The 13,489-nt window shown below is 70.1% G+C and carries 13 protein-coding genes and 1 tRNA gene; 9 read left to right on the forward strand and 5 right to left on the reverse strand.

What is annotated here, in order from left to right:
- Position 1 precedes the first annotated feature (1 nt).
- The 3 genes from P6897_RS07405 to P6897_RS07415 all read left to right on the forward strand — a co-directional run bounded on the left by P6897_RS07405 (position 2) and on the right by P6897_RS07415 (position 2,286).
- A complete protein-coding gene (locus tag P6897_RS07405; RefSeq protein ID WP_282502484.1) occupies positions 2 to 766 on the forward strand; it encodes a fumarylacetoacetate hydrolase family protein in 765 nt (254 codons plus the stop codon).
- Positions 759 to 2,048: an MFS transporter gene (locus tag P6897_RS07410; protein WP_282502486.1), complete on the forward strand. Its 1,290-nt coding sequence runs from the start codon at positions 759 to 761 to the stop codon at positions 2,046 to 2,048. The genes P6897_RS07405 and P6897_RS07410 overlap by 8 nt, the downstream gene beginning before the upstream one ends.
- 61 nt (positions 2,049 to 2,109) lie before the next feature.
- Positions 2,110 to 2,286 carry a hypothetical protein gene (locus P6897_RS07415; RefSeq protein ID WP_269266446.1) on the forward strand — a complete coding sequence of 59 codons (177 nt, stop codon included), beginning with the start codon at positions 2,110 to 2,112 and terminating at the stop codon, positions 2,284 to 2,286.
- A 26-nt stretch (positions 2,287 to 2,312) separates the two neighbouring features.
- Here P6897_RS07415 and P6897_RS07420 read toward each other — a convergent pair whose 3' ends face one another.
- Positions 2,313 to 3,362 carry an aminotransferase class V-fold PLP-dependent enzyme gene (locus tag P6897_RS07420; protein ID WP_282502488.1) on the reverse strand — a complete coding sequence of 350 codons (1,050 nt, stop codon included), beginning with the start codon at positions 3,360 to 3,362 and terminating at the stop codon, positions 2,313 to 2,315.
- 80 nt (positions 3,363 to 3,442) lie between these two features.
- Here P6897_RS07420 and P6897_RS07425 point away from each other — a divergent pair, with 80 nt between their 5' ends.
- The 3 genes from P6897_RS07425 to P6897_RS07435 all read left to right on the forward strand — a co-directional run bounded on the left by P6897_RS07425 (position 3,443) and on the right by P6897_RS07435 (position 6,079).
- Entirely contained in the window at positions 3,443 to 4,399 is a 957-nt protein-coding gene (locus P6897_RS07425; protein WP_282502490.1) for a LysR family transcriptional regulator, read from the forward strand.
- Positions 4,400 to 4,409: 10 nt separating this feature from the next.
- The gene (gltX, locus tag P6897_RS07430; RefSeq protein ID WP_282502491.1) at positions 4,410 to 5,924 is read left to right on the forward strand and encodes a glutamate--tRNA ligase; all 1,515 of its coding nucleotides are present in this window, start codon (positions 4,410 to 4,412) and stop codon (positions 5,922 to 5,924) included.
- Between the two features lie 83 nt (positions 5,925 to 6,007).
- A tRNA-Gln gene (locus P6897_RS07435) sits at positions 6,008 to 6,079 on the forward strand.
- Between the two features lie 60 nt (positions 6,080 to 6,139).
- Here P6897_RS07435 and P6897_RS07440 read toward each other — a convergent pair.
- Entirely contained in the window at positions 6,140 to 7,387 is a 1,248-nt protein-coding gene (locus tag P6897_RS07440; protein WP_282502492.1) for an MFS transporter, read from the reverse strand.
- 146 nt (positions 7,388 to 7,533) lie between these two features.
- On the opposite strand from P6897_RS07440, the gene P6897_RS07445 reads away from it, so the two are divergent.
- Genes P6897_RS07445 through P6897_RS07455 form a run of 3 tightly spaced genes read left to right on the forward strand, consistent with a single transcriptional unit; the run spans position 7,534 to position 9,441 of the window.
- Positions 7,534 to 7,791, forward strand: a complete 258-nt coding sequence (locus P6897_RS07445; RefSeq protein ID WP_282502494.1) for a hypothetical protein — start codon at positions 7,534 to 7,536, stop codon at positions 7,789 to 7,791.
- A 23-nt stretch (positions 7,792 to 7,814) separates the two neighbouring features.
- Complete coding sequence (locus P6897_RS07450; protein WP_274177786.1) at positions 7,815 to 8,363, forward strand: TetR/AcrR family transcriptional regulator; 549 nt, start codon at positions 7,815 to 7,817, stop codon at positions 8,361 to 8,363.
- Positions 8,364 to 8,388: 25 nt separating this feature from the next.
- Entirely contained in the window at positions 8,389 to 9,441 is a 1,053-nt protein-coding gene (locus P6897_RS07455; protein ID WP_274177787.1) for a 2,3-butanediol dehydrogenase, read from the forward strand.
- Between the two features lie 83 nt (positions 9,442 to 9,524).
- On the opposite strand, the gene P6897_RS07460 is transcribed toward P6897_RS07455, so the two are convergent.
- The 3 genes from P6897_RS07460 to P6897_RS07470 all read right to left on the reverse strand — a co-directional run bounded on the left by P6897_RS07460 (position 9,525) and on the right by P6897_RS07470 (position 13,436).
- Positions 9,525 to 9,737 carry a hypothetical protein gene (locus tag P6897_RS07460; protein WP_274177788.1) on the reverse strand — a complete coding sequence of 71 codons (213 nt, stop codon included), beginning with the start codon at positions 9,735 to 9,737 and terminating at the stop codon, positions 9,525 to 9,527.
- Complete coding sequence (locus tag P6897_RS07465) at positions 9,731 to 11,212, reverse strand: SDR family NAD(P)-dependent oxidoreductase (protein ID WP_094261688.1); 1,482 nt, start codon at positions 11,210 to 11,212, stop codon at positions 9,731 to 9,733. Before P6897_RS07465 ends, P6897_RS07460 begins: the two co-directional genes overlap by 7 nt.
- A 211-nt stretch (positions 11,213 to 11,423) precedes the next feature.
- A complete protein-coding gene (locus tag P6897_RS07470; protein ID WP_282502496.1) occupies positions 11,424 to 13,436 on the reverse strand; it encodes a DUF262 domain-containing protein in 2,013 nt (670 codons plus the stop codon).
- Between the last annotated feature and the right edge of the window lie 53 nt (positions 13,437 to 13,489).

A 13,489-nucleotide genomic window follows, 5' to 3' on the forward strand; every position in this document is an offset into this window, starting at 1 on the left:
GATGAAGATCGTACGGTTCTCCCACAACGAGGCCATCCGCTACGGCATCCTCGACGGCACCGACCTGGTGACCCTGGCAGGCGACCCGATGTACGCGGGCTACGACACGACGGGCGAGCGCGTTGCGCTCAGCGACGCCGTGCTGCTGGCTCCCGTCATCCCGCGATCCAAGATCATCGCCGTCGGCCGGAACTACCGCGAGCACGCCGCGGAGTTCGGCAATGAGGTGCCCGCGGAACCCTTGCTGTTCTTCAAGCCGAACACCTCGGTGATCGGTCCCGGCGACGCCATCATCCGCCCGACCCAGTCGCAGCAGGTGGACTTCGAGGGCGAGCTCGCCGTCGTCATCGGCAAGGTCACCCGCAACGTCTCCGCCGACGACGCGCTAAGCCATGTGTTCGGCTACTCGATCGCGAACGATGTCACGGCACGCGACCTGCAGCGCAGCGACGGCCAGTGGACGCGGGCGAAGGGCTTCGACACGTTCTGCCCGCTCGGGCCGGCCATCGAGACCGAGTTCGACCCGTCACAGGCCGAGCTCGTCGCCCGGGTGAACGGCGACGAGAAGCAGCGTGCACCGCTGACCGACATGGTCCATGGCATCGCCGACCTCATCGCCTACGCCTCGGCGGCGTTCACGCTGCTGCCGGGCGACGTCATCCTGACGGGAACGCCTGCCGGCGTCGGTCCGCTCGTCGCGGGCGATGTCGTGGAGGTCGAGATCGATGGTCTCGGCATCCTGCGCAACATCGTCCGGGATGCCTGACACGATCGGAACTCCTGCTCCGAGCGCGGCGTCCGCCGGCGTCCCACGGGAGGTCGTGCGGCGCCGCGCGCTGGTCGTGCTCTCGCTCGGCCAGGTGCTCGGCGGCATCGGTTTCGGGTCGACCATCTCGCTCGGAGCGGTCATCACCGAGCGGCTCACGGGCGACGAGGCTCTGGCGGGTCTCCCGACTGCTGCGGTGACGCTGGGGGCTGCTCTGCTGGCGGTGCCGTTGGCCTCGTTCGCGTCGCGGTCGGGGCGACGCCCGGCGCTCGCCCTCGGGATGCTGCTGGCGCTCGTCGGCGTCGCGCTCGTGGTCGTGGGGACGGCGGCAGCGCTGTTCCCGGTTCTGCTCGTCGCCTTCGCGTTGATCGGCGCCGGCCAGGCCGCGAATCTGCAGTCCCGGTTCGCCGCGACCGATCTCGCGACCGATCGCACGCGCGGGCGCGACCTCTCGATCGTCGTGTGGGCGACCACCATCGGCGCTGTGCTCGGTCCGAACCTGATCGGCGCCGGTGAGGCGCTCGGCGACGTGGTGGGGATGCCTCCCCTGACCGGGCCGTACCTCTTCACGGCGGTCGCGCAGCTGCTGGCCATCGCCTTATACCTCGTCGCTCTGCGGCCCGACCCGCTGTTGCTCGCGCGCACGGCGAGCGCCGAGGCACCCCAGGCGCCGGCGACGCGCCGGGCGCAGGCCGACCGACCCGGTGCCGCCCGATACGCCGTGCTCGCGATCGCCGGATCGCACGGGGTCATGGTGTCGGTCATGGCGATGACGCCTCTGCATCTCGTCCACCACGGTGCGGAACTCTCGGTCGTCGGGCTCACCATCAGCCTGCACATCGCCGGCATGTATGCGCTGTCACCTCTCTTCGGCATCCTCGCCGACCGTCTCGGGCGCGTGGCGACGGTCCTGCTCGGTCAGGCTCTGCTCGCCGCCTCGCTCGTCGTCGCCGCGATGGGCGCCGACTCGGCCCTCGCTGTCACTGCCTCACTGATTCTGCTCGGGCTCGGCTGGAGCGGAGCCACCGTGGCGGGATCGGCGCTGCTCACCGAGGCGTCGTCGCCGGAGCGCCGGACCGCGCGTCAGGGACGCAGCGACGCCATCATGAACGTCGTCGGGGCCGCGGGCGCCGCCGCGGCCGGGGGAGTGTTGGGCGTCCTCGGCTACGCGGGTCTAGCGGTGTGCGCTCTCGCTGTCGTCGCTGTCGTCGTGATCGGCGGACTTCTGGCTGGCCGGTCTATGCGTTCGCCCGACCGTTCGAACCACCCCGTCGGCACCTAGACCCTGGGCCGCTCAGCGGCAAGCATTTTGCTCCGGGGCGGAAGGCTGGCACCGTGGAGTCATGAGCCACCGCGCACAGTTGATCATCGCCCTCGTCTCGAGCGCGATCCTCTTCCTCTCGATCGCGCTGATGTTCGCGCTGGTGATCATCAGCTTCTTCACCGATGGCATCGACTTCGCGGGTGATTCCCACATCGCCGATGCGCTCGCGTCGACCGGGTGGGCACTGACGGCGTGACGCCGCCCACCGCCGTGCTCCGCTGATCAGCCGAGGAGGGCGGTCGCGGCCAGCTCGACGTCGGCCTCGTCGTTGAAGACGTGGAACGCGATGCGCGCATTGCCGCGACGGCCGGATGCCGCCACCCCGGCGGACGTCAGCCGTGCGAGATCCGTACCGGCGGGGTCGGGCCACGTGACGATCGGGGTCGCCCGCAGAGGCTCGGGAAGTCCGAGCCGCTCGCGAAAGGCTGAGGCGAGACCGGTCACCCGCGCGTGCAGGGCCGCAGGGTCGGCATCCGCGAACATCGCCAGTGCTGGTTCGGCGCCCACCATCGCCTGCCACGCTGGCGACACATCGAAGCGCCGCGCCGAGCGCGCGAGTGACGCGTCGACGCCGTAGCACGCGGCCCACGGGTCCTCGCCGGCGTACCATCCGGCGTGGAGGGGTGTGAGCGTCGCTGCGAAGTCGTCGGCGAGCACGAGGAAAGCCACGCCGCGAGGCGCGCACAGCCACTTGTACGTGTGGCAGACGAGGGCGTCGAACTGCCCGGCGTCGAGGGGGAGCCAGCCCGCCGCCTGCGTCGCGTCGCAGAGGGTGCGGGCTCGGGTCCGCTGCGCGGCCTCGGCGATCGCGGCCGCGTCGGCGACCTCTCCCGTGGCCGACTGCACGATCGAGAATGCGACCAGGTCGACATCCGGAGTGATCGCGTCGGCGAGGTCGGCGAGCGGGACGGCGCGGACTCGGATGCCGCGCCCGGCGTGCGCGAACGGGAGAACGAGCGAGGAGAACTCGCCCTCGGGGCACAGCACGGTTGCGCCATCGGGGAGCGAAGCCGCGATCATGCCGACCAGGACCGACGTCTGCGACCCGATGGCCACGTGCTCGGGGTCGGTCGACACCAATCGGGCGAAGTGGCCGCGGCAACGCTCGGCCACGTCCGCGTAATGAACGAGATCGGGCCGGGCATCGAGGTCGGCGACGACCGCCGCCCGCGTCGCGACCGTCGGCAGGCCCGTGCTGCAGGCGGCGAGATAGCCCTGAGCCCCCGGGAACGCGGCGTGAAGCTCCTCCGGCGTGAGAGTCGTCGTCTGCATGCATCCAGGCTGCGCGATCGTGATCTATTGGTCTACGGCAGGATTTGCATACAAAGCATCACGCCTAGTTATCTATCCGGATGGATACCCCGGACTATCGTCTCGACGTCACCGAGTTGCGCGTCGTGCGCGCCGTCGCCGACGGTGGCTCCATCACGGCGGCAGCGACGGCCCTGGGCTACAGTCAGCCGGCCGTGAGCCAGCAGATCAAGCGGCTGGAACAGCGCCTCGGCGTGCCGGTCGTCGAGCGGGTCGGGCGACGGATGCGGCTCACCGAAGCAGGCCGCGTGATCGCCCGGCACGCGGCGGCGGTCGCGACGGTCATCGAGGCGGCCTCCGGTGAACTGGCCGAGCTCGCCGGATTGCGGTCGGGGACCGTGCGCATGGTCGGCTTCCCCTCCGCTTCGCCGACGGTGCTGCCGCGGCTGATGGACCGGCTCGCCCTGGCGGAGCCGGGGCTGACCCTGACATACGTCGAGGCGGAGCCGCCCGAGGCGATCGCCGATGTGCGCGCAGACCGGGCCGACATCGCTCTGACGTTCGGTTACCCGGGTGATCGGAGCGACCCGCACGGTGAGAACGTCCGAGGACTCGACACCGAGGCCATCGGGTACGACGACCTGCTGGCGGTGCTGCCGGCCGACCACCCGGCCGCCCGCGGGGCGGGGGCCATCGAGATCGCGCCACTTGCGCACGAGGCCTGGATCGCCGGATGCCCCCGCTGCCGTGGTCATCTGCTCGAGGTGTGCGGCCGAGCCGGGTTCGAGCCCGCGATCCGCTTCGAGACCGACAATTTCGTCGCGGTCGAGCAGCTCGTGGCCCAGGGAATCGGTGTCGCCACTCTTCCCGGGCTCGCGGTCGCGTCATTCCCTCTCCTCCCCGGTGTGGTGACGCGACCGCTTCCCGCGAGCGAACGCCGCGCCATCCACGCGGTCTCCGCGGGCGGAGCGGGCCGGGTTCCCGCGGTGGCATCGGTCCTCGGCCACCTGCGGGCCGTCGTCGCGGAGCTCACCGGCGGCGACGCTCACGAGAACTAAGCTGGAGGGGATGTCCACCGCACCGCACCCCGCCACCACGACCGCCGCCGGAACCGATGTCCGCGTGCGGTTCTGCCCGTCGCCGACCGGTCTGCCGCACGTCGGCCTCATCCGCACGGCCCTGTTCAACTGGGCCTACGCGCGCCACAACGGCGGCAAGATGGTCTTCCGCATCGAAGACACCGACGCCGCGCGCGACAGCGAGGAGAGCTACCAGCAGCTGCTCGAAGCGCTGCGGTGGCTCGAGATCGACTGGGATGAGGGCGTCGAGAAGGGCGGCCCTCACGCGCCGTACCGCCAGTCGCAGCGCCACGAGATCTACCGCCAGGTGCTCGACAAGCTCATCGCCGCCGGGGTCGTCTACGAGTCGTACTCGACCGCCGAGGAGATCGACGCCCGCAACGAGGCGAACGGCCGCGCGAAGCAGCTCGGCTACGACAACTTCGACCGTGACCTCACCGACGAGCAGAAGGCCGCCTTCCGTGCCGAGGGTCGCGAGCCCGCATGGCGCCTGCGCGTGCCCGACCACGACCTCACCTTCGTCGATCTCATCCGCGGCGAGGTGACCTTCCCCGCCGGGTCGTTCCCCGACTTCGTCATCGTTCGCGCCGGCGGCGTTCCGCTCTACACGTTCGTGAACCCCGTCGACGACGCGCTCATGGGCATCACCCACGTTCTGCGCGGCGAGGACCTCATGCCGTCGACGGCGCGTCAGCTCGCGCTGTACGCGGCGCTCATCGAGGCCGGGGTCACCGATTTCGTCCCGCGGTTCGGTCACATGCCGCTCGTCCTCGGTGAGACCGGCAACAAGAAGCTGTCGAAGCGCGACCCGAAGGCCGATCTCTTCCTGCAGCGCGAGAAGGGCTTCATTCACGAGGGGCTCCTGAACTACCTGTCGCTCCTCGGCTGGTCGATCGCGCCCGATCGCGACGTCTTCACGCGCGACGAGCTGATCGCCGCGTTCGACATCGCCGACGTGAACCCGAACCCGGCCCGCTTCGACCAGAAGAAGGCCGAGTCGATCAACGGCGACCACGTGCGGATGCTCGCGCCCGACGACTTCGCCGAGCGCCTCGTGCCCTACCTCGCCGGCGCCGGGCTGATCGAGAACCCTCCCACGGCGGCGCAGCGCGAGATCCTCGAGGCCGCGGCGCCCCTCGTCCAGGAGCGGATGCAGCTGCTCGGCGATGCACCGGGCCTGCTCGGCTTCCTGTTCCGCTCCGAGGTCGCCTACGACGACGATGCTCTCTCGGGCCTTCCGGCGAACGCGGGGGAGGTGCTCGTCGCATCGGTCGGCGCCCTCGAGCTCGTTCCCGAGCAGGGCTTCACCGCAGCCGCGGTGCAGGATGCCCTCGCGCCCGCCGTCATCGAGGGGCTCGGGCTCAAGCCGCGTGTCGCCTACGGCCCGCTGCGCGTCGCGCTCAGCGGACGTCGCGTGTCGCCGCCGCTGTTCGAGTCGATGGAGCTGCTCGGCAAGGCCGAGACCATCCGCCGGCTCGACGCGCTCGTCCAGCGCGTCGGCTGACGCGCCCGGGCGGCGCTCGGTTAGGCCCCACCGCATCCGTCGGGTATAGTTGATCCTCGGTGCGACTGAGGTCAAACCGACCATGGGGTATGGTGTAATTGGCAACACGGCTGATTCTGGTTCAGTTGTTCTTGGTTCGAGTCCAGGTACCCCAGCTTCGAGAAGAGCCCCGCTTCGGCGGGGCTTCTTCCGTTTCGTGTGCGACGTGGCGGCGGTCAGTGAGGCCGAGCAGAAGGTGCCAGCCGCGGTGCCACGACCGCCGCCACGATCAGCGGTGCGGCCAAGAAGAGCCAGGCGGCAGCCGATGTCCCGGGCATCGCGAGCAGGACGCCGACGATGAGGTTGCCGATGAGCACCGCGATGCCCCCGCAGGTGGCGAGCAGGCCGAAGAACGACCCTGTCGGACGATCCTCCGCGAAGCGGGGCGCCAGCGACAGGGCTGTCGGGTTGGTCGTCACGTGGCCCGCCACGACGAGGGATGCCGCGACGACGACGATCGTGACGCGTGCGGCATCCGCCACCGGCGTCAGCGCGCCGACCGCGACGACGGCGAAGCCGGCGGCGGACAGCAGGTAGCCGGTGCGAAGGGCGACCGGCGCGCCGACGCGCGCCGACCAGCGGGCGACGGGTATTTGCAGCGTCAGCGTCAGGACCGACACCCACGCGAACATCCCGGCGGTCGCGGTGGCCGGGTGGTCCGTGGTGGCGAGCTGCAACGGCAACGCGAGGTAGAGCTGGTTGTACGCCAGCAGATCGGCGGCGTGCGCGGCCGAGAAGCCGACGAAGCGCCGGTCACGCAACGACCACCAGCGTCTTGTCGGGCCCGCCGCGACCTTCGACGTGTGTTCGCGGCTCGCGGCGGGCAGCGAGAATGCGAGGAACAGTCCGATCAGAACGAAGAAGCCGGCCCCGCAGAGGGCGACCGTTTCGAAGCCCCAGCCGAGGAGAGCGGCACCGATGACGGGGCCGGTCACAGCTCCCAGCTCGCCGGTGATGCTGAGCCAGGCGAAAAGCGAGGCACGTGGTCCGGTTCCCGCGGCCGGTCGCCGGCCCTCGGCGTCCGCGAGGAGCACGTTGAGCCCCGGTGAGAACAACGCTCCGCCGAGGCCCGTGAGGACGGTCCCGGCGACGAAGAGAGCGAGCTGGGGCGGTGCCAGCAGTAGGGATGCCGCGAGCGTCGTGAACCCGGCCACGCGAACGGCGCAGCCGAGGAGAATGACGCGGCGCGCGCCGATTCTGTCGGCGAGCACCCCGCCGACGAGGAACATGCCCTGCTGGGCGAACGTGCGGACCCCGAGTATCAGTCCGACCGTGGTGGCCGCGACGCCGAAGTCCTCGGTGAGGACGAGCGCGAGGAAGGGCACGACGGCGTAGAAGCCCGTGTTGAACAGGAACTGCGTCGTGAGCAGCGCCGGGGTGGGTGCGGAACGCGGTGCTGCGGCAGCGGGAGAGGGAATCTGCACGTTGGTTTCTCTTGAGCTTCGAATATGCCGTCCGGGGGCGCCGTCGGGTGCAGCGGAGGGGCGGGTCGTGCAAAGCACCCAGACGATCATCGCAAGGCGACGGCCATGCGGCCGCGAACGGCGTGCCGCCGAGTGACAATGGGCGTATGGGACTCTTCACGCAGCGACCCGAGGAACCGAGCGAATGGGCGGGTCTGCCCTCCGAGCCCGTTCGTCGGAAGTCGAACGCCGAGCTGCTGCCCGACGAGCCGCCGGCCGCCGACCCTGCGGGCGACCTGCTCGGCGGGGGCGGTATCGCGTCGATCTCGATTCCGCTGGCGGTTCCGACCGCGACGGAGGATGAAAACGCCGACGCCGACGCCGACGGCGAGCCGGGATCACGCAGCGAGCCGCCCACTGTCTGACAGGTGTCGGATAGGCTGATCACATGGACCCGCGGTCGATGCGCAGCCGAGAGGCACTGCGCCGGGCCGCGCTCGATCTGGCCGCTGTTCGTCCGCTTGCGGATCTGTCGGTCTCCGAGATCTGCCGCACGGCCGGCGTGACACGCGATACGTTCTACCGTCACGCGGATTCGCCCGTCTCGCTCGTCGCCGACGCGCTGAGCGTCGAGCTGGCGGAGGTGCTCTCCGACGTCGGCGAGCTCGACTCGCTTTCGAGCGCCGAGACCCTGCTGCTCACGCACGTCAAGGAACGAGCCGACGTGTACCGCGGGGCGCTGCATCCTTCGCTCGCCGCACCTATTCGTGGCGTGCTCGAGCGGGTCGTCGCCGGCGGCCTCGAGGAATGGCTTGCGCGGCATCCCGAGATCGAGCCGCCCGCGATCGACGACCAGCCGACGCGAGAGATCGCCGTCGCGTACGCGGCGGGCGGGACGGTCGCGGCGATCGAGGTCTGGCTGCGCTCCGGCGCGGACGACGTGGCGTGGGCGACGAGGGCGATCCTCGCCGCATCACCGGAATGGTGGCTGCGGTAACGCGGCCGAACGAGAGGAGATCACGATGAAGGCAGCAGTGTTCCACGCGAAGGAAGACCTCCGTGTGGAGAACGTCGACGAACCGACGGTGAACGCGGGCCAGGTGAAGCTGAAGAACGCTTTCGCGGGTATCTGCGGGTCGGATCTGCACGTCTACTACGCTCCGGAGGCCGCGGGCCTCACACTCGACGAGCCGCACCCCGTGACGGGCGCGCAGCTTCCGCAGATCCTCGGTCACGAGTTCGCGGGGACCGTCGTCGAGGTCGGCGAGGGCGTCGAGGGGGTCTCGGTCGGCGACCGCGCCGCGGTCTGGCCCGTTTACTACTGCGGCGAGTGCCCCGCGTGCGGGAAGGGAATGTTCAACGCCTGCCAGAAGATCGGCTTCCACGGCCTCAGCTCGCACGGCGGTGGCATGGCGGAATACACGACGGTTCCGGCGTCGATGCTGCACAAGCTCCCCGAGAACGTCGATCTGCGGATGGGTGCCCTCGTCGAGCCCATGGCCGTCGCGTGGCACGCGGTCGAGCGCTCCTTCGTGAAGGCGGGGCAGACCGCGATCGTCGCGGGTGCCGGTCCCATCGGCATCGGCGTCTGGTTCGCTCTCAAGGCTCGCGGTGTCGAGAAGGTCCTCGTCTCAGAGCCGAGCGCCTCGCGGCGTGAGACGATCGCCGCGCTCGGTGCCACGGTCGTCGACCCCGTCTCGGGCGACCTCGCCGCCGCGGTGGCCGAGCTGACCGACGGACGCGGTGCCGACGTCGCGTTCGACGCCGCAGGCGCCGGCCCCGCCATCACGTCGGGACTCGCGAGCCTGGTGCCCGGCGGCCGCCTCGTCGTCGTGGCGATCCACGAGCGCGCGATGGAGTTCTCGCCCACGCAGCTCGTGATGGCGGAGACCGAGATCGCCGGGGCGCTGGCGTACCTGCCGGCCGACTTCGACGCCGTCATCGACGCGATGTCGCGCGGCGTCTACGACACGACGGGATGGGTCGAGGAGGTCCCGATCGACGGTGTCGTCGGCGCCATCGAGAAGCTCCGTGGTGGGGCCGGGGCGAAGATCCTCGTGCGTTCCGACGCCTGACGCCTGACGCCTCGAAGCGAAAGCCCGCGAGTCCGAGTCATCGGTTCGCGGGCTTTCGTGTTCTTGCTGAGCAGGAGCGGAGGTCAGGTGCGGCGCGGCCGCGGCGCCGGCCGCGGCGGGACGGGTTTGGCCGCGACGATGTCCGAGCGACGGATACGTTCGACCCCGCGCTTGCCGTCCACCACGACCAGCTCGTCGTCCGCGCTCAGCAGCTCGCCGAGGGCATCCGTCGCCTGTCCCGTCGGCAGCAGGTAGCGCACGACGACGCGGGCGCCGGGAGCGGGCAGCCTCACCATGCGCCGGGGGAGTAGTCCTTGAGGAAGACCCCGAACAGATCTTCGCCGGCCTCGCCGCGAACGATCGGGTCGTAGACGCGCGCGGCGCCGTCGACGAGGTCGAGCGGGGCGTGGAAGCCTTCCTCGGCCAGACGGACCTTAGTCGGGTGAGGACGCTCGTCGGTGATCCATCCGGTGTCGACGCTCGTCATCAGGATGCCGTCGGTCTCGAACATCTCCCGCGCGCTCGTGCGCGTGAGCATGTTGACGGCGGCCTTGGCCATGTTCGTGTGCGGGTGACCGGGGCCCTTGTAGCCGCGGTTGAAGACGCCCTCCATCGCGCTGACGTTGACGACGTAGGTGCGGCGGGCCGGGCTCGCGGCGAGCGAGGCGCGCAGCTTCGAGACCAGGAGGAAGGGGGCCGTGGTGTTGGCGAGCTGGACCTCGAGCATCTCGAGCGGGTCGACGTCGCCGACGCGCTGCGTCCACGAGTTGACGCTGTCGAGGTCGGGGATGAGTCCGCCCGCGTCGATCGCCGTACCGGCGGCGAGCCGTTCGAGCGAGCTCGAGCCCGCGGCCATCGCCTGCTCGGTGAGCTCGTCTGCGCGCGAGGCTGCGGCGGCGAGGATCGGGTGAGCGTTCACCGAGCGCTCGAGAGCTTGGGGGTGCATGTCGTTGGTGTGGCCGAATGTGACGAGCTCGGGCAGCGGCCCGTCCGGCAGCGGCGAGAGCTCGGCGTCGACGAGGGGCTGGTAGGCGCCGGGGGAGCGTCGCACCGTTTGGGTGGCGTTATTGATAAGGATGTCGAGCGGACCGGCCGCGGCGACGTCATCCGCGAGCCCGACGACCTGAGCGGGGTCGCGCAGATCGATGCCCACGACCTTGAGCCGGTCGATCCATTCCGCCGAGTCGGGAAGGCTCGTGAACCGGCGGACCGCGTCGCGGGGGAAGCGCGTCGTGATGGTGGTGTGCGCGCCGTCGCGCAGCAGCCGCAGTGCGATGTACATCCCGATCTTGGCGCGCCCGCCGGTGAGCAGCGCCCGGCGTCCCGTGAGATCGGTGCGGGCGTCGCGCTTCGCGTGGCTGAGAGCGGCGCAGTCCGGGCACAGCTGGTGGTAGAAGGCGTCCACGATCGTGTACGGCTGCTTGCAGATGTAGCAGGCGCGCGCCTTGATGAGGGTGCCGGCGATCGGAGCGGTCGTCGACGACGAGATCGGGATGCCGCGGGTCTCGTCGTCGATGCGGTCGGGGGCGCCGGTCGCGGTGGCGTGCACCACGGCGCGGTCGGCGGAGGCAACGGCATCCCGGATCTCACGGCGCCGCACCTTCTTCGCCGCCTTGAACATCGCCGCTGTCGCGCGACGCACCGTGACGTAGTCCGGGTGGGCGTGGTCGATATCGGCGAGCTGCTCCAGAACGCGGAGCGTCGCGGCGAGGTCGGCCGGATCGATGCCGCTGGGCGCTACGGAAGCGGGGGAGATCGTGTCGGGAAGCACACGGAATTCTACGACACCCGGTCTGAACGACTCCGGAGAAGGGGACGACCCCGCCGGAGATGAGATCTCACGGCGGGGCCGTCAGTGAGCCCTGGGAGAAAGTGACCCGAACACCGTCTCTACCGAGCCGCTCACGTACAACAGTGAAACTACGCGGTCGCAGGCGGGGCGTCGGGGTCGTTGACGCCGCGCTTCCGACTCTGCTAGGCGATCAGCGCATCGCCTCGCCGATGTACGAGTACTTCAGGAAGACCTCCGACGCCCAGCCGGCCTCTTCGAGAACGCCCTGGACCGCCGTGAGCATGTAACGGGAGTCCCAACCCATGTAGAGGTAGCTGCCCTCACCGAGCTCGTCCCACTGGCCGTTCCATGCCATCGCCGGGTACACCGGGCCGCCGCGACGAGCACTGAAGTCGACGACGCTCTGACGGGAGTCCACCCAGAGGCGCTTGAAGACGCGGTTGAACAGGTACCGGACGTCAGGCACCTCCCAGTGCTCACCGCGGAACTCGACGTAGTCGAACTCGCGCTGCCAGCCGCGCGGCCAGCCCCGTCGCAGCTTGGCATCCAGGATCGGCGTGAGGTTGTCGTCGTCGATCCCTGTCAGCGCGGGACGGCGCCAGACCTCGACGAAGCGCGCCGCGAGCTCCTCGGTACGCGCCCCGATGGCTGCGGTGTCCCAGCTCGGGCGCTCGGCCACGTCGCGCGACATCTGCACCGAGCTGCCCGCGAGGAGAGGACGCAGCTGCGGGAAGGTCGCGTCTAGCGCGCGCTCCGCGCGATCCTGTTCGAGCAGCGTGAGGTTGCCGATCGTGTGCGCCAGGGCGCGGTGGCTGTTCTGCTCGTCTTCGCTGTAATCGGCGAAGCGTCGCGTGCCGTCTCCCGACCAGTCGTCGCCGGCACCGGCAGGGAAGACCGGCGAAACGTCGAGGAGGTCTGCGGGATCCACGTCGGCGAGGCGGCCGAGAACGTAGCGCGGGTGGGGGAGGTCGCTGTACTTGAGTCCGACGCGCACGCGCTCGTCCGAGGGCGTTATTCGCGCGATGGCGCGGGTCAGCGCGTCCGGCCCCTCGGCGTACGCACGGCACAGCCGTGCGACGAGCCGCTCCGTCGCGATGCCGACGACGACACGGCGCAGCAGGAGCGACTGGATGTCTTCGAGACGGGCGATCAGCTCGTCGCGGGGCAGGATGCCGGCGCGCTGGTCGTGAACGAGCCGCATCGCGAGCGGGAACATCTGACGTCCCAGCACCGCGAGGTAGCCGAGCTGCCGGCCGACCTCGGGGTCGTCGCTCGTGGCCGGGTCGAGGAGCTCGCGGTAGATCCCCGAGAACGTCCGCCAGCTCGTCGCGTGCTCCCGCAGGCTGCCGATGTCGAGCCGGGGGAACTGCTGCCGGAAGACGTCGTAGACGCCGCGTCCTCCGGTGATGAGCACCTCGCGCCCCGTGAGCATGACGAGGTAGTGGTTCCAGAATGACCCGATCGCGTCGCCGGTGTTCTGCTCGATCGGGAGCCAGTACTCCTGCTCGATCTCGTTCTGCTCGCCGTGCGTGAGCCCCATCAGCACGTAGTTGTGAATGAGCTCGTGGTCGCGCAGCGGCTCGCCCGTCGAGTTCAGGCTCTCGAAGATCTGCTGAGCGTTGGCCTGCGCCCCCAGAGTGATGGCGACGTGCTCGAGCTTCTGCAGGCCGCGCCACAGCGCGGCGGCCTCGCCGGGCCGGATCTGGCTGCGGAAGAACGCGTAGTTGTCGTCGAAGCGCGAGGCGCGCTGCTCGTCTTCGGGGGAGCGCCGGTCGAGGACGACGCTCTCGAAGACGTCGGCCCAGGCTCGGTGGGGACGGAGCTTGGTGCGCGTCGGGTCGTCGGCGCGGACGAGCACCGCCTCGAGCTCCCGCGCGAGGTCGGGATCGTCGTCGCGCAGCGTGTGGTGGAGTGCCGCGACGAGCAGCATCAGGGTCGTGATCCGCTGCTGACCATCGATGAGCACGAGCTGCGCGTCGTCGTCGGACGAGGTGCTCGCGGTGGAGAGGATCGATCCGATGAAGTGGGTATGAGTGTCGTCGGAGGCCGACACCGACCGGATGTCGCCGAGCAGCTGCTCGCACCCGCCGATGTCCCAGCGGTACTGCCGCTGATAGACCGGGACGACGATGGTGGTCTCGGATGCCGAGAGCCAGCCGATCGTGTTGACGGCGGTCGCTTCGACATTCGTGGCAGTGCTCATGTTCTCCGAAATCGCTCCTCGAAAACCCCGGACGAGTCTACCGGCGCGTTCAG

Origin of the sequence: Microbacterium sp. BDGP8, from assembly GCF_029991045.1 — a bacterium.
GTDB classification, from domain to species: Bacteria; Actinomycetota; Actinomycetes; order Actinomycetales; family Microbacteriaceae; genus Microbacterium; species Microbacterium plantarum.